At 44.2% G+C, this 26,140-nt stretch carries 20 protein-coding genes and 1 other RNA gene; 5 read left to right on the forward strand and 16 right to left on the reverse strand.

Annotated features, from left to right (window positions below; all coding sequences use genetic code 11):
• Positions 1–11: 11 nt before the first annotated feature.
• From gmtZ to PNC201_RS11230, 4 genes are all read right to left on the reverse strand, one after another.
• The gene (gmtZ, locus tag PNC201_RS11215; protein WP_199539658.1) at positions 12–1,769 is read right to left on the reverse strand and encodes a gamma-mobile-trio integrase GmtZ; all 1,758 of its coding nucleotides are present in this window, start codon (positions 1,767–1,769) and stop codon (positions 12–14) included.
• Positions 1,766–3,235 (reverse strand): gamma-mobile-trio recombinase GmtY, encoded by a 1,470-nt coding sequence (gene gmtY / locus PNC201_RS11220; protein ID WP_102057096.1) that lies wholly within the window; start codon positions 3,233–3,235, stop codon positions 1,766–1,768. Before gmtY ends, gmtZ begins: the two co-directional genes overlap by 4 nt.
• A gap of 185 nt (positions 3,236–3,420) precedes the next feature.
• Positions 3,421–3,517, reverse strand: an RNA gene (gene ffs / locus PNC201_RS11225) — signal recognition particle sRNA small type.
• Positions 3,518–3,663: 146 nt separating this feature from the next.
• Positions 3,664–4,542 (reverse strand): DUF3014 domain-containing protein, encoded by an 879-nt coding sequence (locus tag PNC201_RS11230; RefSeq protein WP_102057097.1) that lies wholly within the window; start codon positions 4,540–4,542, stop codon positions 3,664–3,666.
• 554 nt (positions 4,543–5,096) lie between these two features.
• Between PNC201_RS11230 and PNC201_RS11235 the strand changes: the two genes are divergently transcribed.
• The 3 genes from PNC201_RS11235 to PNC201_RS11245 are packed head-to-tail and all read left to right on the forward strand — an operon-like array spanning position 5,097 to position 8,036.
• Positions 5,097–6,236 (forward strand): patatin-like phospholipase family protein, encoded by a 1,140-nt coding sequence (locus tag PNC201_RS11235; protein WP_045964207.1) that lies wholly within the window; start codon positions 5,097–5,099, stop codon positions 6,234–6,236.
• 33 nt (positions 6,237–6,269) lie between these two features.
• Entirely contained in the window at positions 6,270–7,448 is a 1,179-nt protein-coding gene (locus PNC201_RS11240) for a beta-propeller fold lactonase family protein (RefSeq protein WP_102057098.1), read from the forward strand.
• A 6-nt stretch (positions 7,449–7,454) separates the two neighbouring features.
• A complete protein-coding gene (locus PNC201_RS11245; protein ID WP_102057099.1) occupies positions 7,455–8,036 on the forward strand; it encodes a GNAT family N-acetyltransferase in 582 nt (193 codons plus the stop codon).
• 83 nt (positions 8,037–8,119) lie between these two features.
• On the opposite strand, the gene PNC201_RS11250 is transcribed toward PNC201_RS11245, so the two are convergent.
• Positions 8,120–9,331 (reverse strand): alpha/beta hydrolase-fold protein, encoded by a 1,212-nt coding sequence (locus PNC201_RS11250; RefSeq protein WP_102057100.1) that lies wholly within the window; start codon positions 9,329–9,331, stop codon positions 8,120–8,122.
• A 115-nt stretch (positions 9,332–9,446) separates the two neighbouring features.
• On the opposite strand from PNC201_RS11250, the gene PNC201_RS11255 reads away from it, so the two are divergent.
• Positions 9,447–11,537, forward strand: a complete 2,091-nt coding sequence (locus tag PNC201_RS11255; RefSeq protein ID WP_102057101.1) for a winged helix-turn-helix domain-containing protein — start codon at positions 9,447–9,449, stop codon at positions 11,535–11,537.
• A gap of 731 nt (positions 11,538–12,268) precedes the next feature.
• On the opposite strand, the gene PNC201_RS11260 is transcribed toward PNC201_RS11255, so the two are convergent.
• A complete protein-coding gene (locus tag PNC201_RS11260) occupies positions 12,269–14,239 on the reverse strand; it encodes a monovalent cation:proton antiporter-2 (CPA2) family protein (RefSeq protein ID WP_102057102.1) in 1,971 nt (656 codons plus the stop codon).
• Between the two features lie 153 nt (positions 14,240–14,392).
• Between PNC201_RS11260 and PNC201_RS11265 the strand changes: the two genes are divergently transcribed.
• Positions 14,393–15,289: a GGDEF domain-containing protein gene (locus PNC201_RS11265; RefSeq protein ID WP_102057103.1), complete on the forward strand. Its 897-nt coding sequence runs from the start codon at positions 14,393–14,395 to the stop codon at positions 15,287–15,289.
• Positions 15,290–15,323: 34 nt separating this feature from the next.
• Here the strand turns inward: PNC201_RS11265 and PNC201_RS11270 are convergent, their stop codons facing one another.
• The 10 genes from PNC201_RS11270 to PNC201_RS11315 form a co-directional block, all read right to left on the reverse strand.
• Entirely contained in the window at positions 15,324–15,671 is a 348-nt protein-coding gene (locus PNC201_RS11270) for a hypothetical protein (RefSeq protein ID WP_095727472.1), read from the reverse strand.
• Positions 15,664–16,971, reverse strand: a complete 1,308-nt coding sequence (gene tilS, locus PNC201_RS11275; RefSeq protein ID WP_102057104.1) for a tRNA lysidine(34) synthetase TilS — start codon at positions 16,969–16,971, stop codon at positions 15,664–15,666. The genes PNC201_RS11270 and tilS overlap by 8 nt, the downstream gene beginning before the upstream one ends.
• Before the next feature lie 85 nt (positions 16,972–17,056).
• Positions 17,057–18,013, reverse strand: a complete 957-nt coding sequence (gene accA, locus PNC201_RS11280) for an acetyl-CoA carboxylase carboxyl transferase subunit alpha (RefSeq protein ID WP_010606782.1) — start codon at positions 18,011–18,013, stop codon at positions 17,057–17,059.
• A 16-nt stretch (positions 18,014–18,029) separates the two neighbouring features.
• Positions 18,030–21,521, reverse strand: a complete 3,492-nt coding sequence (gene dnaE / locus PNC201_RS11285) for a DNA polymerase III subunit alpha (RefSeq protein ID WP_102057105.1) — start codon at positions 21,519–21,521, stop codon at positions 18,030–18,032.
• A gap of 2 nt (positions 21,522–21,523) precedes the next feature.
• Positions 21,524–22,117, reverse strand: a complete 594-nt coding sequence (gene rnhB, locus PNC201_RS11290; protein WP_010606780.1) for a ribonuclease HII — start codon at positions 22,115–22,117, stop codon at positions 21,524–21,526.
• Positions 22,107–23,261: a lipid-A-disaccharide synthase gene (lpxB, locus tag PNC201_RS11295; RefSeq protein WP_010606779.1), complete on the reverse strand. Its 1,155-nt coding sequence runs from the start codon at positions 23,259–23,261 to the stop codon at positions 22,107–22,109. Before lpxB ends, rnhB begins: the two co-directional genes overlap by 11 nt.
• 72 nt (positions 23,262–23,333) lie before the next feature.
• On the reverse strand, positions 23,334–24,107 hold the full coding sequence (gene lpxA / locus PNC201_RS11300) for an acyl-ACP--UDP-N-acetylglucosamine O-acyltransferase (protein WP_088530226.1): 774 nt from the start codon (positions 24,105–24,107) through the stop codon (positions 23,334–23,336).
• Entirely contained in the window at positions 24,107–24,559 is a 453-nt protein-coding gene (gene fabZ / locus PNC201_RS11305; RefSeq protein WP_010371351.1) for a 3-hydroxyacyl-ACP dehydratase FabZ, read from the reverse strand. The genes lpxA and fabZ overlap by 1 nt, the downstream gene beginning before the upstream one ends.
• 10 nt (positions 24,560–24,569) lie before the next feature.
• Positions 24,570–25,613: a UDP-3-O-(3-hydroxymyristoyl)glucosamine N-acyltransferase gene (lpxD, locus tag PNC201_RS11310; protein ID WP_102057106.1), complete on the reverse strand. Its 1,044-nt coding sequence runs from the start codon at positions 25,611–25,613 to the stop codon at positions 24,570–24,572.
• Positions 25,613–26,131, reverse strand: a complete 519-nt coding sequence (locus PNC201_RS11315; protein WP_102057107.1) for an OmpH family outer membrane protein — start codon at positions 26,129–26,131, stop codon at positions 25,613–25,615. The genes lpxD and PNC201_RS11315 overlap by 1 nt, the downstream gene beginning before the upstream one ends.
• Between the last annotated feature and the right edge of the window lie 9 nt (positions 26,132–26,140).

The raw sequence follows: 26,140 nt of genomic DNA on the forward strand, positions 1-26,140 counted from the left end.
TGCAGATCCGCTTAGTTTCGATTCGCTTTTTTGAGTTTATCGCCGCCATTCCAACACCCAGCAATAGAGGCATGTTCAACCAAGGGCGAGGTGTTACCTCCCGCTAAACAAATGCCTATCGACTTTTCTTGCCACCCAGCAGGGTTGCGCACTCTCAATGCAGTTTGTAGCGATTCAATGTCTTTAAACGCCGCTTGTAAGCCGATTTCTTCAATGGATTTATTGGCTAGGAATGACTGTAAACTATCGTCTTCTTTGTCGATTATTTTGCCTTCGGCTTCACGCATTTTTTTGGCCATCATCACAGGCGTGAGCTTGGTGTAGTGCAAAGTCATGATCAAACGACTGTGGCCAACCAACAGCTTTGACAATATCGGTGTGGGTATTTCCCCCTCAATGGCGTAGCAAGTGATCAAAGAAACGCGTAATGCATGTAAAGGGAATAGCGGCCTTCTGGCATTTTTAGGGTCAACAAAATGTACTTTGGCACCATCTCTTAAAGTATGCTCTTTTTTCGCCACATCGTGCTCGAGTTGGGCAAGCAAAGCCACCCAAAGTGCGTTAACATAACCATCTGTAATTGGCATGCGCCGTTCGCGCTTACGATACGCAGCGGCATTGCGAAACAAAAAGCAAATATCACCAATTTCACTGCGCTGAATTTTGGTTTTAGTGCTACCAAAGTGCTTGTAATCTAAGTCGTAAATTGAGGTGGGCTTGTTGATTGGGTTGTACTTTTCTTGCCAGTTTCTGAGCTTTTCTAGCCAATACAACACCTCTTCGTGTTGCCATGGGATCACGTATCCCCGAGTTATTTCGTCTTTGTTTCTATCTGCGGTTTTATTGGTGTTTATGTACATGCCCGTCATCACATCACCAATATCTGGCGTAATAATGCGGTGGAATACCCCTTTTTGCCATGGGCGCTTATCGCTGCCTTCAGCAAAAGGGTGTTGCGTATTCATTTGCCACTCGCCATTACTATAACGCCATGTATCAGCCTCGCCCGAGTCCAGCATTCGCACTTGAAAGGTTCGTAAAGGTAACTGCAACTTAAGGTATAAAGCCATAGCACGAACGGGCGACCAAATTAAGTAAATGCTGTCACCCTTTTCTAGGGTTCTTAGTGCACCATCTATTCTCATCTGACGCTGTTTATCTAGCGTGTGTTTTTGCCAAACACAATCGGGGTCTGCTTTGTCTATCACCGATTCATCAACCAAAATCCAGTCTTTTAAAAAGCGAGCGTTGGTGAAGAAGATCTCACTGTAGTCGATAGCCCACTTCCATTGCTTAAAGTGACCCCGAGGCGCGGGGCATAATATGCTGCGCAGTTGCTTAATATAAGCGAAGGGTAAAGCGTTGTAGACAGTCTCCTGCCTTCTTACAGGGCTTTGCTCTTTATCAAAGGGGTTTTGAAATAGCGGCACGGGATCGCCATTATCATCTGGCTCTGAGTAGTAGGTGCTAATTATCCAATCAATAAAGCGGCATACATCGTTGTTTTGCCTAACACGGTAGCCTTCGTTCAGCTCAAACAACATAAGAAATTTGTTGTAGTCTTGATCTGCCAGTGTAAAAAGCTCAATGGGGTCGATAATAAATCGCGGTACCAAGTATTCGTCTAAAAAGCGTGAAATAGCTGCGCGTGAGTGGTCAATGCCGTATTGCTTTTGTTCAAGCCAAGCAGAGGCCAACTCCCGCCATGTTTCCCAACCTGAGCCGTTTTTCTTGATAAACCAATTGAACTCATAATCCTGTGTTTTCATGGTTTATATCTCCTTAATTTAGGGTACTTACCGCTAAATAGCCCATCAGGGTCAATATCTTCAAAGCCAGATTCCATCACGTTTTGCCAGCTCACGCTGACGTCTTCTTTAAACTCGGCATAGTGTTGACCATCAAGGTTTTTTGACGCTCTTTCACATGCCAACGTCACGTCTCTAATACTGGGCTGGGTATAAACGGCTTGTGATAATAACGAAGCATGGTGGAGTGCCTTTTTGATCAGCCTTGGATCAATGCCCGCGCTCGACATACGTCTGCCATAAGCATGACGATGGGCATGCGGGGTTCGCCCTTCGGGTTTTGACACTACAAGGCTGATACGGGCCATGGCCGCTTTATAACTTTGGTTAAACGCGTTTAGGGTGAGCGATTGACCTTCGTGTGTTTGTGAAAAAGACACAAATGCGTAAGGGTGCATTCTTGGTAACGGTAAAAGGTAAAGTAAGTATTGCTGCCACAACTTGGCAAATAGCTCACCGTAAAAGGCAGGAAACCAGTGCAGTTGAATGTAGTTTTCGTCATCATCAACCACTTTGGTTTTCCAGCCAATTCGGGCGGTACCCGTCATACGGTTACGAGGAATTAGGTTGAAGTTCTCAGCCAAATACGCTGCGCGTGTTTTTTGTCGTTTGCGGCCAGTCCAGTTATTTGGTGCTCTGCCATCTTCGGGGTGATACAAACGTACTATCACACCACTTGGGTTTTCTGGGTCGTAAAACACATCATCCACCCAAAGGTGCAAAGCATCACTTTCGCGTACACCGGTGCCATGCATCAGCAACACAATAAGCTGATCACGCAGTGCCACGCGCTTATCCCTGGCTTTGCCTAAACCTTGAATAAAAAAGGGTTTAAAGAGCTTTTCTGGAAATGAAATGGCATCACCGTCAACCTTAAGCACATCCTTTTTACCACGTACCTTGCGCACGGTTTTAAGCACACTGGGTAAAGGGTTGCTTTTAATATGGCCTAAAAAGTTGTACTGATTGCGTTTGTACCATGCAGCATAGTTAAGGCGTTCTTGATGAGAGCTGGCTTGTTCAAATGGATTTAAGCTAGTTGTATTTCTGTTATTGGCGAGCCAATCCGTTAAGCCATTTAGCGCAGATAAAAGTTGATTTACGTTTGCTGTAGAGCGAGGTAGCCAATATAAACCCGATGGATCATTCCCTTCTGGGCTAATGGTACCCAGTGACAAACGCATTACAAATGATTTAAATAACTTGCTGGCGTCTGAAAATAATCCTGTGTTGGCTTCCATGTACTCGAGTAACAATTGGCAAGCAAACGTAATGCGATTCATCCATGGCAAACTTTTAATGTGCGACTGGCTTATAACGTAATCAAGTAAGGGATCGAATACGCCATATTCGCTAAGCAACACAGGTACTTCAATCAATAAGCCTGAATTATCTGTTTTAACCTGCGCAAGAACTTTGACTAACACGGTAACGAAACCAATTAGTGCTGAAGAGTTTTAGTAGATTAGTATAAGAAGTGCTATTGATCTAATGAACTGAGAATTAGTTTTTAATTGGATTTATAAGGGAATTAGTATGTTTTAGTATAGTTTTAAGTGCTATTAATAAGACTTACACTTCAAACAACACACTTGGAGTGTTTGGGTGGCAGTCTTACCAGCCACATCCCGGCACACAAGTCATACGCTGTGGCTGCTTCGTTCCCGACCTGACCAGATTCACGTACTATTGTTGCGAGAGGACCAATAAGACTACCATTGAGGGCCTTGTTTGGCGCGGGAAGAATTATCTCGAAGATTGCAGGGGGATGCAAGGGAAAAGTCAAAAAGCTTGGCTAACTGGGTGATGTTTAAACAGTTTGCCAAGCTTTTGTGGATTTTATGAGGCTGTGTGCTTATTTGTTCAACACAATTTTGATTTCTTCTAGGCGCTTTTTCACTTTCTTCATGTTTTCAGGGCCCATTCTTAAGAACTGTTTTTGCGCCGGAGAAAGTTGCTCCCATTCTGCATAAGCATATTTATAGGTAACTGAGTCTTTTACCAAAGGCAGTGCAGTGTCTGGAATGGGTGTTGCCAACAACTCGTCGATTGCATCAGTTAACGTGCCGTTGAATTCATCTCCTTCGTAGCCTATTTCTTCGTATGCTTCTTCAAATAATGGTTTGTATTGGTCATATAGTCTAACCACTTGCGCGGTACTCATGGTGTCGAACATGGCGACATAAGGTGTGTAACGCTCGTAGCTGTTAGGATCGGTAATAATAATGTCGTCATCAATTACGCTAAAGCCATCTTGCGGCTTCACCACTGGTGCGTGGTTTTCTGCCACTTTACCCTTTGCTAGGTTATCTACATAAACTACCGTGCGGCGGATCACGTCATCGTCTGCCAGCAATTTTACCGCTTGATTAGAAAGATAATTCGATACCGCTTCTTTAATTTCGGTATCACTTTGTGAAAGCGGTGGTAGTGTTACTTCAGGTTCTACCGGTTCTACTTGCTCTGGCTCGATTTGCTCTCGTTGCGGTGGCAAGGTTACTTCAGGTTCAACCACTTGCTCAGGTGGTGTTTCTCTTGCGGTATTGACCAGTGGCGTTTCTGTTTGTTCAGGCACAACAATATCTTGTTTTACCTTTTGGTTTTCCGTCGATGGAGTGTCTTTTTGTGCTAGCACAAACACAGCCACAATAATCAACGCTAGTACAACTACTGCGGCAAATAACAAGTGGCTGTTAGAAGGTCTTTTATTACCTTCTTGATGATTCTCTGACATGGGGACTCCCTCTTCGTCATTGTTGATACGCGTTAATGTAAAACTATCACCAAATACTTGACTAATAACTTAATGCGCGCTGAAACCCTAAAAAAATGCGTTGTGGTGCAAACTCTGGCTACACCTTGTTCAAACATTTGATCTTAATAAAAATACTTGAGCACCGAACTTAAGTTCAGTACATTGAAGTTAAGCTACATTGCCACTTTATTAAATACAAAATCGCGCCAATTAGCGACTAAATTAAACCGCTAGTTTGTTAAAATTTGTTTGTGCCACCATAGCGCTTTAGTGCTTAAATTTCAAAATAATAGCCTAATATGTTGCGCGGGTATGTGCACTCAGACAACTTGGGTTTTAGCTAGGTTCAACTAGAATAAATAATACAACCTATAAGCGGCTTAAGGGCAGAGTGGCACTTTACTACTAAAAATAACGCATTTACTGGAGTTATCAACTCTTTGCACCTAAAGCATTACAACATCAACAAAGATAAATAACGCATAAAAAGACCAAATTTAAATTAAGCAAATTTAACAGCAGGATGGCCTCTTTTGAGAAAGCATAGAACGAGTGATAAAAAAATTGCCTTACTACTGACTGGAGGTGGTGCAAGGGCTGCTTATCAAGTTGGGGTATTAAAGGCGCTTGCGCAAAGTATGCCTCGTACTTCTCCCCTCCCTTTTGAGATCATTACTGGTACTTCTGCCGGCGCAATTAACTCGGCGGGGATTGCCTGTTACGCATCTTGTTTTCACCTTGCGGTGAAAAAAGTGGAATATATTTGGAAGAACTTTAGCACCGATATGGTGTACAAAAGCTCGTTTACTGGTGCATACGGCCATTTATTTGCCAATATGATGCGCAGCTTTCAAGCGCAATACCTTAATCAGCCACCAGCCAGCTTGTTAAATAACTCGCCGCTTCGAAAGCTGCTGGCCAATGTGCTTGATTTAAATCGCATCGATCATAATCTACACCGCCATTATCTTGATGCCATCGCGATTACGGTTTCGAGCTATTCTACTGGTAAATCAGTGGCGTTTTATCAGGCGAACAATGCTGAGCCTTGGCAGCGCTCAAAGCGCGAAGGTGTTCCGGGCACAATTTCGCTCGACTTACTCATGGCAAGTTCGGCTATACCTATGGTGTTTCCAAGCGTGCGCGTTAAGCATCATTACTATGGTGATGGCTCTATCCACCAGCTCTCCCCGCTTAGCCCTGCCATTCACTTAGGTGCGGATAAAATCTTTGTGATTGGTGTTGAGCAGCCTAAACTACCACAGCCGCTCGGTTATGAGCCGCATTTTCCAGGAATGTCTGTGGTCGCCGGTCACCTGCTAGACAGTGTGTTTAGCGATACCTTAAATTCAGACATCGAACGGCTCGACCGCGTCAACCGTACGGTAAGCTTGCTACCGGCCCGAGAGAAGCACAAAGAGCTTAGGCGAGTAGATCATATGCTCATCAAGCCAACGGTTAATTTTAATGAAGTCGCAGATCATTATTACGAAGATATGCCGTTGGCAATCAAGCTGTTACTCAGAACCATGGGGGTTAAAAAGCATTCTCCGTCGAGTTTAACGAGTTACTTGCTGTTTGAGCGTACTTATACACAAAAACTCATTGAGCTTGGATTTGAAGACGGCATGAACCGCTTGGACGAAATGAGAGAGTTTTTGGAACTCAAATAAGATTTACAATAATAAAAATAGGTAGTGAAAAAGATGTATAAACCTACTATAAGTGCACTTCTGCTTATCGCACTTGGGTCAATTTCATTTAGCGCACACAGCCAAACGTTCGACGTTGTTCAAACCATCCAAAATAACACCGCAGGGTTTAGCGGCTTAGATAATCCAAGGCAGCTGCGTTTTAATCACCAAGGTACACAGGCCGTTGCAGTAAGTGGCGACGATAACGCAGTGGTTACATTTTCGCTTAATGCAAATAAACAGCTAGTCCAAGATCAACTCTTTCAATCGAGCGGTGCGCACCCGCTTTTACTTACTGGCGCATCCGATGCGGTATTCGTAAATAGCAATCTCATTCTTAACACTAGCTTTTACGATGGTGCATTAAATGTGTTTGCAAAAGATAAAGCGGGTAAGTTTAACCTTGTGCAAACCTTTTCTGACGAAGTGTCTTACAAAGTGGTGTTTGATCCAACCAAAAATGCCTCAGCTCATGACACCCTTGGCTTGTTTGCACCTTGGAAAATTAGTTTAAGTGGCGACAAGCGCTATGCATTTGTCCCAAGTTATAAAAGCAATACGGTCACTGCTTTTAGGATCACTCCTACAAACAGCGTGACGTGGCTAGGCCCTATTGATAGCGCTGAGCAAACTGACATGGGTGGGCCTGTGGATGTGCTAGTAAGTAAAGAGGCTAACGCGCTTATCGTTGCAGGTTATGAAGGCGATGTCATTACGCTGTGGCAACAGACAAAAGGTACTTATACTGTTAAGCAGCGCATCGTTAAAGACGACACTAACCAGCTCGCACTCAGTAAACCACAAGCCTTGGTTGCAAGCTCAGATTTCACTGTTTTTTATGTTGCTGCGGCGGGCAGTAACAGCATTTTAGCCTTTGAGCGTCAACAAAACGGCCAATATCATTTGCTCCAGACCATTGATGCAAACCAAGTTGGCAAGCCACTTAACGGTGTCTCCTCCTTGTTACTTGCTGCTGATGGCAAAAGGTTGTTCGCAGCCTCTGAGAGTAGCTCTGGTATTGCAGAGTTTAGCGTTACCGCAACAGGCAAGCTCACACATATCGCAACTTTTGATGATTTGACCAATCCCTTAGCCAATATATCGGCCTTGGCTTTTGTAACTGACCCAAATCACTTAGCTGTATCTCTTGCAAAACAAGATACCATCAAAATACTCAAAATAAGGAAGTAGTAACGCATGTGGCCAACTAATAAACCACTGATAGGACACCATGTCACCCTTGAACCATTATCAACAACCCATGTTAATGCGCTGCAACAAGCAGTAAAAGATGGTGAAGCTTGGAAGCTTTGGTATGCCAATGTGCCCAATCCAGACGATATGGAACGCTATGTTAACACTGCGATAAGCCAAGCATCTGAAGGCAACCTTGCGTATGTGGTAAGGCTAAATAGCAGCAACGAAATTGTGGGAACCACCCGCTATTACAATGCAGATATAGCCAATCGCCGTGCCATGCTAGGCTATACTTGGTACAGCGATAAAGTGCGTCGAACAGCGGTTAACACCGAGTGTAAGCTTTTGCTGTTACAGCAACTTTTTGAAGATTTTGACGCCATTGCCGTGGAGTTTAGAACTCACTTTTTCAACCATGCCTCTCGCAGTGCCATTGAGCGACTTGGCGCCAAACTCGATGGTATCTTGCGCAGCCACCAGATCGGTAGAAACAGCGAGCTAAGAGACACTGTTGTGTATTCGATTATCGCCTCAGAATGGCCCACCGTTAAGCAGCATTTATTGAGCAAGCTCGACAGATAGGTAGTAAAAGCATAAAAGATCGCAGGGTGAACCTGCTCCTACTCCGTGTTGTAGGAGACGCTTTACGCGGCGATCTGTATAGCTTACTGCACGATTTTGCTTTTTGCTTGGGCTATCATGCTTTCAAAATAATCATATACTGACGGGTCGTCGACTTGCTGTGCTTTCGCAAGTTGCAAGGCGTGATTAAAGCTTTTCAGCGCCTTGTTATACGCTTTATTCTCTAAATATCCATGGCCTAGGCTTGCATGCGCATAAGACGAGTCGGGATAACGCGTGACAAATGCATTTAAAGTCGCAAGTGCAGCGTCTAGACGTTTATGGCTGGTTTGCGCGTCAGCAAGTGCTCTGTATATAGACTCTGGCACTAACACATCAAACTCATAGCGCTTAGAGAGCTTTAGATAATAATCTTCAATATCAGGGATATGCGCATATTTTCCTGCTTCTTCATTAAGCTCAAAGTAAAAATCATCAAAAAGTTTCGTTAATCCTTCATAGAGACTTGGGTAAAACGTAGTTTGATGCGTTTCCAATTCTTTGAGGCTAAATTGCCAATTTACTTCTTTTGATCGAAGTGCTTTCAGGTTTGACGCAACTCGCATACCGTTGGTGTAAAAGTCGCCACCTTCCCCAGCGATACTAATATACAGATTGCGACGTAAATCATGAGCTGAGTTGCTAAGTGCTTTAAACTGCTGATCGAGCTCTTCCTCACCCCACCAACCTGGCGGGCTAATAAGCAGATAATTAGTAAATATCTCTGGCTTATTTAGAAAGGTGTGTAGTCCGTAGATCCCACCATTGGAATACCCTACTAACGTACGATTAGGTTTGAGTAAATATTGTGACTCAATGAAAGGAAATAACTCTTGAGTTAAGAAGGCTGTAAACTCGGTTGTCTTGCCAAATTGAGGAAACTTCTCTTTAATCCAGCGCTGTCTATCACTTTGAGCCTCACCGTTAATTGGCGGTAAGTAGTCTCTAGTTCTCACCGTGGTTTTCAACCCAACAACGATGGTAGCTGGTATTTTTCCAGTACTAACCAAAGATTCCACAATGCCCACGGTTTGGGTAAAAAAGAATTCTGCATCGAGTAAGTACAACACTTGATATTGTTTCTTAGGGTCATAATCATTTGGCGTATAAACCATGACCTCCCTATTCTCACTTAATATCTTAGATGCAAAAGTTATTTTAGACCCAATCGTGATCGCTTGTTGTTCTAATGTTTGCCCATACACCTTGCCCAATGCTGCAAGTAGCATTAACAATAGCAAAATAATAAAACGCATGACTTTCCTTTTTAGTTTATTTTTATCAGTGTGTTACATTAGAAAAAAACAGAGCGATAAAACAGCAAAGTTTGCTGATTTTTCGCTGATAATTCGCTGAAAAAAGAATTTTAAAATGGAATTAAAGCAGTTTTTGATTGCGGGGCACCTTGTGGATGTAAACCGCAATCATATTGTTATCGACCAACAAACTTATGCGCTCCCCCCTAAAGCAATAGCGGTGCTTTGTGAATTGGCAAAACAACCAAGAGAAGTGGTGAGCTTTGAGCAACTACTTAACACCGTTTGGCACGGCAGAGTTGTTTCTCCAAATACATTGCAGCGCTGCGTTTTCCAAATTCGCCAAGTATTCAAAAATGCAGATAGTGAGTTAGAGTTTATAAAAACGCACAGCAAAAAAGGCTATAGTTTAGAGGCATCCGTTACGTCAACAAGCAATAAGCCGAGCGCGCATAAAGCGACTCAAAAATCTCGCCCACGCGCTGCAAAATTTGGGGTAGCGGCACTAGCGATAGTTATCACGGCTTATCTCTTTACGGTTATAATTCAACCAAAAATCAACCCCAGAGTACCGATTCAACCTACTTTTACTCCAATGACCACAAGTGACGCATGGGATGCAAATGCCAGCTACTCACCCAATGGACAATGGATTGTTTTTCAGCGCTTTAGCGATAATTGCCATAGTCAGCTTTGGGTAAAAAATCTAGCCTCGCACAAAACCTCTCGTTTAACCGCTCGCCAGGGCGTATACGGAAAACCAAGTTGGTCACACGACGCAAAGCAACTAACTTTTACCGAACGGAGTCATTGCAAGGCTCAAGAGACGTCTCCCTTTTGCTGGTCTTTAAACACACTAAATCTCGATACTGCAATCAACTCACCACAAAATCCACATGCCGTTATTGCTTGCCAAGAAAAGCCCATATGGCGTCCAAATTGGATGAAAAATGGCGAGATCAGTTACTTATCTCATTTACGTCCCAAACAAGCAGTGCCCTACCTTTTTGATTTAAAGACAAAAAAAAGCCGCACTACCGAGTATATGCCAAACTTTGAAAATTACACTCTTGACTATATTGCAGATAAAAATGTTTTCGCAATGGTAAGCATTGATGAGCACAACACTCATCACCTGAATATTTACAATCCCGATAAGACACCAACGATCACGACAAAGATATTACTACCGCACGAATTGTCACCATTACAGCCAATTGAAGTCAGTTATCATCCAAGCGGCGAGTATTTGCTCGCATCGACGACTAATGGACTTTATAAACTGGAAACCAACGGGAGAATGGTTGCACTTGATACTGGGGGTAGAAAGAATCTAAGGGAGGCTTCTTTTTCAGCTGATGGAAAACAGATTTTAGCGACACAGATAAATGCCGATACCGATATTTTTACATTAAGTCTTGCTCAAATACGAAATCACCAAACCACTGCGGCAGCAAAGATAGCCAGAACAACAATGAAGGAAGACAACCCTCAGTTTCAACCTTATGGTGATCATATTGCTTTTACGTCTACACGTACTGGTTCAAGGCAATTATGGCTTTACAATGACCAAGGTGTTGCACAGCTTACCGATTCACAGCAAGACAATATCAGCAAACGAATTGTGTGGTCTCCTGCGGGTAATGAGATAGCGGGCACAACACAACAAGGACTCACTATTTGGTCTTTAAATGGTGAGAAAACCCTCATTGCTAATTCGCTTGCCATTGATTCTGTCCTGCAGTGGCTAACGCCGAAAACGTTGTTGGTCACAGCAAGAGAGAATGGAAACGCGGGGCTTTACATTATAAACAAAGATACCCAAGAAGCTTCACTCATTGTTTCTGAAAATGTAGTTTGGGCCGCACAAGTAGATAGTGGGCATTTTCTTTATCAAGATATGAGTCAGCGTTTTTGGCTTGTTAACACAAACACTGCTCCTACACCGACTGAGATCCATGCGTTACGCGCTCAGTTAGCGCAGCCATTTGCCGTTTATAAAGATGGTATATTGTACGGCGTAAACAACGACAACCAGCTATGGTCTTATCATCTCAGTACAGGGATATATCAACGCCTTGCAGAGGTACCCAGTAATAGCCGTTACTTGGCAGATTTTAACGGTGAAACCTTTTTGTTTACTCAAATGCATTTGATGCAAAAGCATATCGTGTCATTTAATACACCTGATGATCAAGGCACATAGATAGAGCAAGAACGCAGGCCTACTCCGTGTTGTAGGAGACGCATTATGCGGCGATATGTGACAACAAAGGCAACACTCAGGGGTAAACCTGCTCCTACTCCGTGTTGTAGGAGACGCTTTACGCGGCGAACTGTGACAACAAAAATAACACTCAGGATCGCAGGGTAAACCTGCTCCTACTCCGTGTTGTAGGAGACGCTTTACGCGGCGAGCAGTAGCCACATAACAACACTCAAAATCGCAGAATGAACCGGCTCCTACTCCATGTCGTAGGAGACGCTTTACGCGGCGAGCAGTAGCCACATAACAACACTCAAAATCGCAGGGTGAACCTGCTCCTACTCCGTGTTGTAGGAGACGCTTTACGCGGCGATCTGTAACAACAAAAACAGCGCACGAGATCGCAGGGTAAACCTGCTCCTACTCCGTGTTGTAGGAGACGCTTTACGCGGCGAGCAGTAGCCACATAACAACACTCAAAATCGCAGAATGAACCGGCTCCTACTCCATGTCGTAGGAGACGCTTTACGCGGCGAGCAGTAGCCACATAACAACACTCAAAATCGCAGGATAAACCTGCTCCTACTCCGTGTTGTAGGAGACGCTTTACGCGGCGAGCAGTAGCCACATAACAACACTCAAAATCGCAGGATAAACCTGCTCCTACTCCATGTCGTAGGAGACGCTTTACGCCGCGATCTGTTCAAAAAGCATAAATTTAAGAAACGTTATTACGGTAGGCCATCGAGTAAAAACTGCTCCGCACGTTCAACGCGGCGGGGTTTCCCCTTTAACAGCAAAACATCATTAACGCGTAAAATGGTTTGCTCATCTGGTTGAGCAATTTCTTCGCCGTCACGCCTTAACGCAGTAATATCAACGCGCTTAACGTTGAGCTCAAGCTCAGCAATTGACTTGTTAACAGCAAATGCATGGTCAGGCAAAGCAATGGCATGCAGATATTCTAACCGCTCGCCAGTGACTTCATGCAGATCACTGCTGTCTCCAGCAAAAAAACCATGTAAATACGGATAACGATTTTCTCGCTCTTTACTGACGCGACGAAAAATCCTGCGCATTGGCACGCCAGACATGTACAACACATGAGAAACCAGCATCAAACTTGCTTCTAAAGTTTCTGGCACAACTTCTGCGACGCCCATGGCTTTTAATTGCTCCATGTAGCTGTCATCTTTCATGCGTACCAAGATCTTCACTTCGTGGGTACGCCGACGAATGGCGTCAACAACCACCTGCGTCTGTTCAAAGTCATCAAAGGTAATGATAACCAAGCGCGCTTTATCAATATTTGCTGACTTTAACAGCGTTTTTTGTGCCGCATGACCAAATAACACGGGCTCACCCGCAATTTGTGCGTCTTGTACAATTTGCGGGTTGCGCTCTACCGCAATATATGGAATAGCCTCTGGACGTAAAAATCGTGCGATAGTTTGACCAACACGCGCGTAGCCAAAAATCACAACATGATTTTTTAAATCAGCCGCGTTATAACCACTTGGCGCTTCGGGTTGCCAGTCTTTTTCTATTCCCAAGATATTGAGAATATGCGCGGTTTTACTAATAAGATAAGGCGTTAACGCCATAGACAACACGCCAAGCGTGATCAAGAAGGACACTGCATTCTTGTCTAATAATTGATGTTTACTGGCAAGAGCAACCAATACAAAGCCAAATTCCCCCATTTGCCAGATCAAAATACCAGCGCCCCAAGCGTCTTTTTTACGCTCTCCCATTAACTGCGCAACGCCAACGATGATCAACACTTTGATCACAAGCACAGCGCCAAGTGCTGCAACAATATAAATAAACTGGTCGAGCACATAAGGAATATCTAGTTGCATACCCACTGTGACAAAAAAGAGTCCCATTAGAATATCTCGAAACGGTCTAATTTCTGCCTCAAGCTGATGCCGATATTGGCTTTCCCCTAACATCATGCCCGCTAAAAATGCGCCGAGCGCCATTGAAAGTCCGAATGCATAAGTGAGCGAACCCGCGCACAGGGCAACAACTAAAGTAGATAAAACAAAGAGCTCATCTGTTCTTACTAATGCGATTTCGTTAAATATTTTAGGTAGTAACCACTTACCTACTGCCCATAAAACCAGACACACAACCGCACCCTTAGCAAATGCAAAAAGTAGCGCTGACGCCAGCTCTGAATTACTCGCAGAGGAAATAAGCGGAAACGCGATGAGCAGCGGCACAACGGCAATATCTTGGAATAACAACATGCCAATACCGAGCTGACCATGACGTGTGTTGAGCATCCCCAGCTCTTTTAACAGCTTAACCACAACCGCCGTAGAAGAAAGTGCAATGAGGCTTGCAATCACAAATGCACCCACCCACTCATATTGCATAAAACGCAACACAAACATACCAATGATCGTGGTAACGATGACCTGCAAACTCCCTAAACCGAATACTACGTTTCGCATTGCCATTAATTTTGGCACGGAAAATTCAAGCCCTAAACTGAACAGTAAAAACACGATCCCAAGCTCGGCCATAAAGTGGATTTCTTGGCTGTCACTCATCCATCCAATGCCGTGACTGCCTGCAATGACTCCAGTGAGCAAATAAGCCAGAATAGGCGGCAAGCCAATCCGCTTAAAGGACCAGACTAAAATCACTGCACATAACAGCAAGGCAAAAACCTGCGCGAAGATACTTTGCAATCTGCCTCCTGAGCGAAAAAATTGACGGGGAATAAAGGTGGATTTCTTTTTCTTTCTCTTAAATATAGCAAGCGTTTGTTTTTAAGCCAGTTTAAATTTTTGGCACAAAGTTCGCATATTAATCATGTATTGTTGTATTTAAGGGGAAGAAATATGGAAAATGTCCATATTTTGACACAGAGATTGCCGACCAGAGGCGATTACTTGCCGTTCAATTCTGAACAGTATAGTACGCAAGGCGGTGAACACTACGCGCGATTAGTCGACAAACTTCAGACAACACTCAACATTGAAGAGCTGTTGACTATTTACGCGGAGCATGTGGCAAGAATTTCAAAAATTTCGGGGCTCCAGTTCCATTGTAGCCTTGGTGTCTTTCAGATGAAGGACAGCGATAGCCAATTTCCGGCTAGTACGTTTGATCTTGAGCTAGAAAAAGAGCACTTAGGACAGCTGGTGTATTTCAGTGAGTTTCCATTTAGTGAAGCGATCAAGGCAAAATTGTCAAAATTACACGCCTGTTTAATTTACCCAATGCGTAATGCCTTGATGTACAACCGTGTATTGCAATTAGCAACTAAGGACTCTCTAACAGGACTTTATAATCGCAGTCAATTTACTGACAATTTAGAAGAGAAACTCGAGCGTTGCCGTCGTCAACATCGTAATTTTAGCCTAATGCTTTTAGATTTAGACAACTTTAAGCAGGTGAATGATGTTCATGGTCATAAAGCCGGTGATGAAGTGTTGGTTGAGTTTTCACGTATTTTGCAAACCTCAACGCGCGCAACTGATTCGGTATTTAGATTCGGTGGTGATGAGTTCGCCATTTTAATTGACGATCCTGCGTTTACAACCAACAAGGTAATTGCAGAAAGAATTATGGAAGCCGTAAGAAAGTCGAGCATGTTGGCTAAATATACGGTGACCACGAGCATTGGCTTTACGCTGGCATCGAGCCATGATACTGCCGACAACATATTTGCTCGTTCGGATAGCGGCTTATACCGCGCCAAAGCAGCCGGACGAAACTGCGCTCGCGCAGTATAAAAAAACCACTTCCCCTTTTGCTCAGTGTTATGCGTTAACGCTGAGCACCTTTTCCTAAGTATAGGTAGGCCATCAGGGCAAGTGCCGCGCCGTTAAAAAATCCATTTATTACCCATGCAAGCGCAAGGAAATCGGGTAACACTGAAAACATCACCGCAAGCATTGGCGCAAGTAAGCCAAGAATAAAATACATTCCACCCTTACCATGCCAATACAGAAGTAAAAACACGATACTGATAATGCCTGACGCGGAAGCAAATACTTGATTTAGCCATACCACTTCACTCGACATAAAAAGTACAATAAACACCACCGCAGTGAACACCACCGCATAAGGTGCCTTTTGCGCTAACTGTTGGCCAATCTTTTTACTTTCAGTCATCTTTTACTACCCAAATAATGCCATCGTCTTCTGCGTGATCGGCACTCACAAACAGTCCGTTCACCGCAACCGGTGTATCATTGTAATAAACAACCGCAATAGAATCACGCTCCCAGCTTGGAATGTGTAAATCTTTTAGCCAATGTTTCAAGGTATTAGAGCCAGGTTTGCTCTGTGGTTTGATTTTATCTTTAAGTCTGCCGTAGCGAATGCTAACGATTTCATCCGTGAAAGGTTTGCGGATCCCCTTGCCAGTTTGTAAAGCAACAGGTGTACTTTGCCCGCTGAGTTCGTTGAGGTTAACGGTCTCAATGTCATGCTTTTGGCTAGTTTCCGTTACCCAATAAAGTGCATCACGATAGCGCCTCACTGCGCCTTGCTTAAAACGAATTTCAAGTTGACTGTCTTGGCGCGATAAAAACGCCTGTTGTACGATTTCATCTAGCTGTTTGTGACTCGGCATCTCTATGCCCTGCTTTGATAGCCACAGTCTGATAACATTATCTCTTCTTGCATAAGAGAGCCGTTGTAAAGCCGTGATATTTAGCGCCATCCGACAACGACACTTTTGCAAGTCTTCTTCACTCACCTCATCAATTATGGCTTGTTGGCGCTGTAAAATATCAATACTGCGCAGTGTGTTACCTACAAAACCTTTGAATCGAGAGGTAAGTAGCGGGATCACCTGATTGCGTAAAAAGTTACGGTCAAACACATCGTCGGCGTTGGACTCATCAGTAATATGCTCAAGGCCAAACTGCTGTGCAAATGCTTCAATGTCACTGCGACTAACGGCTAGTAACGGACGAATACAATATCGCCCTGATGCCAGCTGAGTTGTCGCTCTCATCGCTCCAAGCCCGAGTAATCCAGAGCCGCGCTTTAATCTCAGTAAGAAAGTTTCTACTTGGTCATCGGCATGTTGCCCAAGTACGATTGCAAAACCGGCTTTGGCCGCGTCATCTAAAGCTTGATAGCGAGCTTCGCGTGCTTGAGCTTCAAGGCTAGTGCGGGTTTTTCGAGTAATGACAACCTGTTTTGCAACAAAGGGAACATTAAGTGTTTCACAAAGTGATTGGCAAAATTGCTGCCACTGCGTAGCGTGCTGTGACAAGCCATGATTAACATAAACCGCTTGGAGTATAACGTTATGCTTGTTTGCATATTCTCGACAAAGATGGAGCAACACAACCGAATCCACACCACCAGATAAAGCAATACACAACCCTTTGGCGTCGAGGCTGGAACTCAATACCTTTAAACTTGACTCTACTTGCTGGTAAACCCGACTATTAATCATGTTTTCTACAATCAATAAAAAAAGCCGCTCAATAGCGGCTTTTTAACTTAAATTAGCATTGATATCAATACGAGCAGAACCCGTATTAACAATAACCAAATGACATCAGACGCTTATAACGCTGATCTAACATCTCTTCGGTGCTTAGCGCTTCAAGATCAGCCAAGTCACGTTTAAGCTGCACTTTCAGGTTTTTCGCCATCGCATCGTAATTGCGGTGTGCGCCACCTAGCGGCTCTTCGATGATATTATTGATAAGGTCTAACTCTTTTACGCGAGAAGCTGATACACCCATTGCTTCTGCTGCAAGTGAGGCTTTGTCTGCACTCTTCCAAAGAATAGAAGCACACCCTTCAGGTGAAATTACCGAATACGTGCTGTATTGCAGCATGTTTACTCTGTCACCTACCCCAATAGCCAACGCGCCACCAGAGCCGCCTTCACCAATCACAGTACAAATGGTTGGCACTTTAAGCGCTGCCATCACCTTAAGGTTACGTGCAATCGCTTCACTTTGACCGCGCTCTTCAGCGCCTACCCCCGGGTAAGCTCCCGGAGTGTCGATAAAGGTAATGATTGGCATCTTAAAGCGTTCAGCCATTTCCATTAAGCGTAATGCTTTACGGTAACCTTCTGGCTTTGGCATACCAAAATTACGTTTGATTTTTTCAGCCGTATCACGACCTTTTTGCTGACCGATAATCATTACTGGCTTGTCGTCAAGACGTGCAACACCACCAAGAATAGCCGGATCGTTAGCAAAAGTACGGTCGCCTGCGAACTCGTCAAACTCGGTAAAAATGCGTTCAATATAATCGCGAGTATATGGACGAAGCGGATGACGCGCTAATTGAGACACTTGCCAAGTACCTAAACCATCGAAAATTTTCTTGGTTAGCTCAACATTTTTGTCTTTTAAGCGGCTTATCTCTTCTTCAAGGCTAAGATCTAAATCGCCAGAGCGGCTTACGTTTTGTAATTCTTTGATTTTTGCTTCCAATTCAGCGATTGGAAGTTCAAATTCAAGATAATTGAGGCTCATGCTCTAAACTACCTGTTTAGTTAAATTCTAATTCTAATTCCTGCGCCGCCAACAGTGATAAACGAGTTAAAAGCTCATCACTTGGCGTCACACACCATTGTGTTCCTAATGTTAACTCTGCTAATGCATCAGGACGCTGATATTTAATTTTTACCGGACACGTTCCAAATTTGTATGGTTCTAGCACTTTTTTGAAATTATCAAAGAAGTTCGCGTCAATTTGAGCCATATTTAGCGTCATTTTTATTGCACTAATACGCTTTTCTCGCGCCTGAGCAATGGTAGAGATTTCTCTTGCGGTCATTGTAATGCCACCAGAGAAGTTATCAAAGCTGACCTGTCCAGATATTACCAAGATTTGGTTAATTTGCAGCATTTCTTGGTACATTTCAAACTGTTCAGGAAATAAGCGTACATCAATTCGGGCACTTTTGTCATCTAAAGTGATAAGCCCCCACCGCGCTCCTTTTTTGTTTATCAAGGTACGAGCATTGATAACCAGCCCCGCCGCGGTTGCTACCGTATCACGATTACCGGGTTGTAAGTCAACTAACTTGCCAGAGGTATAATATTTTAATTCTTTACGATATTGGTTAATTGGGTGGCCTGTTAGATAAAGACCTAAGGTTTCTTTTTCCCCATTTAACCATTCTTTATCGCTGAGCGGCGTGGCTTTGATAAAGGCTTGCTCAACCTCCTCAGGCTCAACTGCTAGCAAACCAAATAAGTCGCTCTGTCCAAGTGATTCGGCTTTGTGATGCTGCTCTGCCGACTTCATGGCATCTTTTAAGCTTGCCAGTAAAGTCGCGCGCCCAGGCTGATCTCTGTCAGGACCAAGCTTATCAAGCGCTCCTGCGTAAATGAGCTTTTCAATCACGCGTTTATTTAGACGCTTTAAATCAACTCGCGCACAGAAGTCGAATAAATCTTTAAATTCTCCCCCTTGGGCTCGCGCTTCAAGGATCGCTTCAACGGGGCCTTCACCTACGCCTTTTATCGCACCTAAACCATAGACGATCTCACCTTGAAGATTTACAGCAAATTTGTAGACACCGGCATTCACATCAGGTGGTAGCAGCGTCAACTTCATGTTTTCGCATTCATCTACCAAGGTTACGATTTTGTCAGTGTTATCCATATCCGCTGACATTACTGCCGCCATAAACTCGGCAGGGAAATGGGTCTTCATCCATAGCGTTTGGTACGACACTAACGCGTAGGCTGCGGAGTGTGATTTGTTAAAGCCGTAACCCGCGAACTTTTCTACCAAGTCGAAGATTTTCATGGCAAGTTCGCCTTCGACGCCATTATCTTTGGCACCATCTTCGAACGTTGCACGTTGCTTCGCCATTTCTTCAGGCTTTTTCTTACCCATCGCACGACGAAGCAAGTCAGCGCCACCTAGACTATAACCGGCAAGCACCTGCGCTATCTGCATTACCTGTTCTTGATATAGGATGATCCCGTAGGTTGGCTCCAGTATGGGTTGTAGACTTTCATGCTGGTATTGTGCGTCTGGATACGATACTTCTTCACGACCATGCTTACGGTCGATAAAGTTATCTACCATGCCTGATTGCAAAGGACCCGGACGGAATAGCGCAACCAGTGCGATCATGTCTTCGAAACAGTCTGGCTTCAAGCGACGGATCAAGTCTTTCATACCACGAGATTCCAGCTGGAATACCGCAGTTGTTTGTGCGTCTAATAACACTTTAAAACTTGCAGGGTCATCCAATGGGATCGCAGCGATATCAATCGGCTCGCGACTTTCTCTGCCAAGGCGTTCGTTCGCCATGTCGAGTGCCCATTGCAAAATGGTTAGCGTTCTTAGACCGAGGAAGTCAAACTTAACCAGACCTGCAGTTTCTACGTCGTTCTTATCAAACTGGGTAACTGGGAACTTACCTTCTTCATCGCAATACAGCGCTGCAAAGTCGGTAATGGTAGTAGGCGAGATAACAACACCACCGGCGTGTTTACCTGCGTTACGCGTACAGCCTTCAAGAATACGACATTTATCAATCAGTTCACGAACTTCTTCATCGCTATCGTAAGCTTCAGGCAAGCGAGGTTCAACATCAAACGCTTTGGCAAGTGTCATCCCAGGGTCGCCAGGTACAAGCTTAGAGATCCTATCTACGAAGCCGTAAGGGTGACCAAGCACACGACCAACGTCTCGAATTACCGCTTTTGCCGCCATCGTACCAAAGGTGATGATCTGAGATACGGCGTCTCGACCGTACAGTTTAGCAACGTGATCAATTACCTCGTCTCGTCTATCCATACAGAAGTCGACGTCAAAGTCTGGCATCGAAACCCGCTCGGGGTTAAGGAATCGTTCGAATAGAAGATCGAATTCAAGTGGGTCAAGATCTGTGATCTTAAGCGCATATGCCACCAAAGAGCCGGCACCGGAACCACGACCAGGACCTACAGGGATGCCGTTATCCTTACTCCACTGAATGAACTCCATTACGATTAAGAAGTAACCAGGGAATCCCATTTGGTTGATAACATCGAGTTCAACCTGCAGACGGTCGTCATATTCACCACGCTTTTCTTTGCGATCATTTTCATCAGGAAATAAGAACTGCAACCGTTCTTCTAGGCCATCTCGCGACACTTTTACCAAGAAATCTTCAATCGCCAGATCGCCCGTTGGATAATCTGGTAGGAAGTAGGTGCCAAGCTGTACCGTCACGTTACAGCGTTTGGCGATTTCTACGGTGTTTTCTAAAGCTTCTGGAATGTCACTAAAGAGCGCTTGCATTTGCTCAGAAGTCTTTAAATATTGCTCTTTAGAAAAGCGTTTTGGTCGATTTTTGTCTTCTAATGTATAGCCGTCGTGAATAGCAACACGAATTTCGTGGGCATCAAAGTCTTTTTCGTGTAAAAACACCACTTCATTCGTCGCAACGACGGGTATATTACGCGCAGCCGCGACCTCCACAGCACCATGGAGATATTCTTCTTCTTGTGCACGTGCTGTGCGTTGCAGCTCAATATAAAAATGGTCGCTAAAATGTTGCTCGTAAAACGCCAGCGTTTCTTCAATTAGCTTAGGATTGCCTTTTAAGATGGCTTTACCTAAATCGCCATCTTTCGCGCCGGAGATAAGGATCAGCCCTTCTTTGTATTTGGCGAGCCATTCTTTATCAATAACAGGACGATGGAATACATGACCACGAAGATAGGCATCGGAGATCAACAAGGTGAGGTTTTTATACCCTTGATTGTTCTTGGCGAGAACGAGAATTCGGCTTGGTTCATCAGGAAACTGATCTGACTTTAGCCAAAAATCCGCACCAATTATTGGCTTGATCCCTGCCCCGTGTGCGCCACCATAAAAACGCACCAAACCACATAAGTTCATTTGATCGGTGATGGCAAGCGCAGGCATTGCAAGCTCTTCGGCCCTTGCCACAATTGGTTTGGTCTTCGCTAGACCATCCACCATTGAGAAGTCACTGTGTACACGCAAATGGACAAACTGCGGGGCTGGCATGCTTACTCCTTCTCGGCCAAAATTCGTTGCACAGGCTTAAAGCTTGTACGGTGATGCGGAGTAACACCATGTGCTTCGAGTGCGGCAAAATGGGCTTTGGTTGGATAACCTTTGTGGCCTGCAAAACCAAACTCTGGATATTCCGCATCGAGTGCTAACATCTCATTGTCTCGGGTGACTTTCGCCAATATGGATGCTGCACTTATCTCGGCAACTAGGCTATCCCCTTTTACAACTGCGGTTGCCGCGACACTTAGCTTAGGTAAACGATTTCCATCAACAAATACATGATTTGGTTGAATTTCCAATCCTTCAACTGCGCGTGTCATCGCCAACATCGTTGCGTGAAGAATATTCAGATCGTCAATTTCTGCAACCGATGCTCTCGCAATGCAGTAACATAATGCCTTTTCTTTTATTTCTTCTGCCAATGCAATGCGCTTTTTCTCTGACAGTTTTTTTGAGTCGGTTAACCCTACTATTGGTTTGGTTGGGTCTAAAATGACGGCAGCGGTCACAACGTCACCCACCAACGGGCCACGTCCTACCTCGTCAACGCCTGCAATATACTGCACATCAGGACGTTCAATTTGCATCTATTAACTCCATTACAGCCTGAGCCGCTTGTTTGCTGGCATTTAGGCGAATGTTCTCATGTATCTCGTAAAACTTTCTAACAAGCTTACTATTATTGCCCTTTAACATCGGGAAAAGTGCATCAGCGAGTGCGTCAGGATTACACTCTGCCTGTAAAAACTCAGGCACAAGTGGTGCGTCAGCCAATAAATTCGGCAAGGCAAAGTATTTGATGTTAAAGGTAAAAAAGGTATTAAAAATCCAATAACTCTTAGGATTTAGCTTATACCCTACCACCATTGGCTTTTTATATAGCATCGCCTCAAGTGTGGCTGTACCCGAGGCCAGTAAAACGCTATCCGCAGCTTGCATTGCCAGTGCTGACTGGCCGTCAAGCATAATCGGGTTCAATTCCGGCGCAACTTCCTTCAAGGCTTCCAAAAACTGCGCTCTGCGCTTTTCGTTTACCAAAGGCACGACGATTTTTAAGTCGGGAATTTTATCGACTAGTTTTTTTGCAGTGGCAAGGTAAGTGCGACTCAATAAGCCAACTTCAGAGCCCCGGCTACCAGGAAGCAGTGCTAAAACCGTATCATCTTGACTTAAGCTCAGCTGTGCACGCGCACCTGCGGTATCCGGCTCAAGTGGAATTTCATCCGCTAGCGTGTGACCCACAAATGTACAAGGCACTTCATGTTTATCATAAAAGGCTTTTTCGAACGGCAGCAAAGACAGCACTAGGTTAGTCGCTTCAGCAATCTTATGGATGCGTTTTTGACGCCACGCCCACACACTTGGGCTTACATACTGAATGGTTTTAACCCCAGCCGCTTTCAACGGTTTTTCAACACGCAAATTAAAATCCGGCGCATCGATACCGATGAATACATCGGGTGGATTATCAATAAAGTAATTCACCAATTGCTTTTTAATTTTTAGCAAGCGAGGTAAGCGACCAAGCACTTCGACTAGTCCCATAACAGCCAGTTCATCCATGTCAAACAGGCTTTTACAACCAGCTTGTTGCATTTTAGGACCACCGATCCCGACAAAATTGGCATTGGGGTAATGAAGTTTTAGCGCGTTTATGAGGCCTGCTCCGAGTATATCGCCCGATAACTCTCCTGCGACCACGCCAATGGTGATATTTTTTTCGTTAGCCATTGTTATTTTTCAGTATAAAAAAACGCCATACAAAATGTATGGCGTAAGTATAACCTGTATTGCGGTTCAAGTTTAGCGGATCAAACCACGATTAGAAGTCGCAATAAAATCAATCATTTGTTGAACTGCTGCGAACTCAGAAGCCTCTTCTTTTAGCGCTTCTAACGCATCTTCTAAACGCAGCCCCTTACGGAACAACGTTTTGTATGCGCGTCTTGTTGCCATGATTTCATCAGACTCAAAGCCGCGACGCTTTAAGCCTTCAGTATTAATTGCAACGGGTCTCGCTGGCGTGCCAGTCGTTGTAACAAATGGCGGCACGTCTTGGTTCACACCCGAGTACATACCAATAAAGGCATGTGAACCCACTTTACAAAATTGATGTACACCAGAATTACCCGCAAGGATAACCCAGTCACCAATATGTACGTGTCCGGCTACACTCGCATTGTTAGCGAAAATCACATTGCTGCCAATGACTGCGTCGTGTGCTACATGGGTGTAAGCCATAAATAAGTTGTTGCTACCAATTCGCGTGATCCCTTCGTCTTGAATTGTGCCACGATGGATAGTCGCACACTCACGAATAACGTTGTTATCACCAATAATTAGCTTAGTTGGTTCATCCTTGTACTTTTTATCTTGGCAGGCTTCTCCTACTGACGCGAATTGGAAAATGTGATTGCCTGAACCAATCTCAGATGGGCCTTTGATCACTACATGTGATTCAATCTTACAGTTATCACCAATGACTACGTCATTGCCAATATAACTATAAGGGCCTACAGAAACATTCTCGCCTAGACGCGCGCCTGATTCGATAATTGCGGTAGGATGAATAGCCATTAAAACTCTCTTCTAGCACACATAATTTCAGCTGAACACACAGTTTTGCCTTCTACTTTAGCTTCAGCACTGAATTTCCAGATATTACGGCGTTCTTTTTCGAACTTAACGTGCAAATGCATCGTGTCACCCGGTAGAACAGGTTGTTTGAAACGTGCATTGTCAATCGCTGCAAATAAGTATAGTTCATTCTCGCTGCGATTCTCGACCGTTTTAAAACCAAGTAAACCAGTTGCCTGTGCCATCGCTTCTAGGATCAACACTCCTGGGAAAATAGGTTGCTCTGGGAAGTGACCCGTGAAAATAGGCTCATTAATCGTCACGTTTTTAATCGCGTGAAGATATTCGCCAGGCTTAAAGTCTACCACTTTGTCAACAAGCAACATTGGGTAGCGGTGCGGAAGAAGTTTTAAAATCTCTTGGATATCAAAGCTGTTTAATTCGTTAGCCAAAATAGCTTCCTTATTCTACATCAGTATCTTTAAGCTGTGCTGTCAGCAGCTCAAGTGCCTTCAGGCGCGACTTAAAGTCAGATAAATTGCGTAAGTGTGCAATAGACTTACGCCACTCTTTATTCGTTTGGTGAGGTAAACCAGAAGAATAGATCCCTGGCTCAGTAATTCCTTTAGTAACCATGCTCATACCAGTAATGACAACCCCATCACAAATTTCGTTGTGACCATTGATTGCTGTCATGCCGCCAATTTGGCAGTACTTGCCGATCTTAACACTGCCCGCTAATACCGTGCAGCCTGCGATGGCTGTACCGTAACCAACTTCGACGTTATGGGCAATTTGGATCTGGTTATCTAAAATGACGTTGCTATGAATAATGGTGTCTTCTAGCGCACCTCTATCAATAGAGGTACTCGCGCCAACTTCGACACGGTCGCCAATAATTACGGTGCCAACTTGAGGGATTTTAACCCACTCGCCTTTCTCGTTGGCGTAGCCAAAACCATCACTTCCTATTACGGCACCAGACTGGAATAGACATTGCTCGCCTATCTGTACTTCATGATAGATAGTCACGTTTGCCCAGAGTTTAGTCTTTGCGCCTATTTTGGCATGTTTTCCAATGAAACAGCCAGGCCCTATCTCAACATCATCACCAATCACAGCGCCATCTTCAATTACAGCATTCGCACCCACACTGACATTTTCGCCAAGCGTCGCGGTATCAGAGATAACTGCTGTACGATGAACTCCTGATGCTGCGCTAGGTGTTGAGTCTAGCTTCTGTGCAAGTTTTGCATAGGCTACATAGGGATCTGCGATAATGAGTTTATTACCCGCAAAATAATCCGCGTCTTTTTCACTCAAGATCACGGCCCCCGCAGTCGTGCTTTCAAGCTGACCACGGTATTTGCTGTTGGCTAAAAACGCGATTTGGTCGTCTTTTGCCTGTGCGAGAGTGGCGATATTTCGAATTGATTTATCGCCATCACCTTGCAGCTGAGCACCTAGAAACTCAGCAAGTTGAGATAAGGTGTGAAGTTTTGTCATTACTTATTGCTAACCGCTTTTACCACTTCTTCAGAAAGGTCGGCTACTTTATCAGGATTGAAGTAAATTGTCGTATCTTTTACTTTAACTTCATCAAACTTACCTTTTTTAGCAACAGACTCAATCGCATCTACGATTAGCTTTTGTACTTTAGCAAGCTCTTGGTTTTGACGAACTTTAATTTCTTGCTCTAGTGGACGACCTTTTTCAGCAAGTGTCTTTTGCATTCCTTGGATTTTTTCACGAAGCGCTTCTTTTTGCTCTTCACTCATAGTCGTCGCTTCGCGCTTAAATTTTTCAGCTTCGAAACGAATGTCACCTTGAATTTTTTCAAGCTCTTGACGACGCTCAGCAAACTCAGCTTGTAGCGTTTGTTCAATTTTCGCCATTTGTGGAATTTGCTTATACACTTCCTGCATGTCTACGATGCCGACTTTGTGTGCAAGCGCGCTGCCTGAAGCACCCATCATTAGTGCTGCTGTCATGGCTAGTGTTGATGATTTAATAAATTTTTTCACAATAAAACT

This window comes from Pseudoalteromonas sp. NC201 (genome assembly GCF_002850255.1).
Classification (GTDB): domain Bacteria; phylum Pseudomonadota; class Gammaproteobacteria; order Enterobacterales; family Alteromonadaceae; genus Pseudoalteromonas.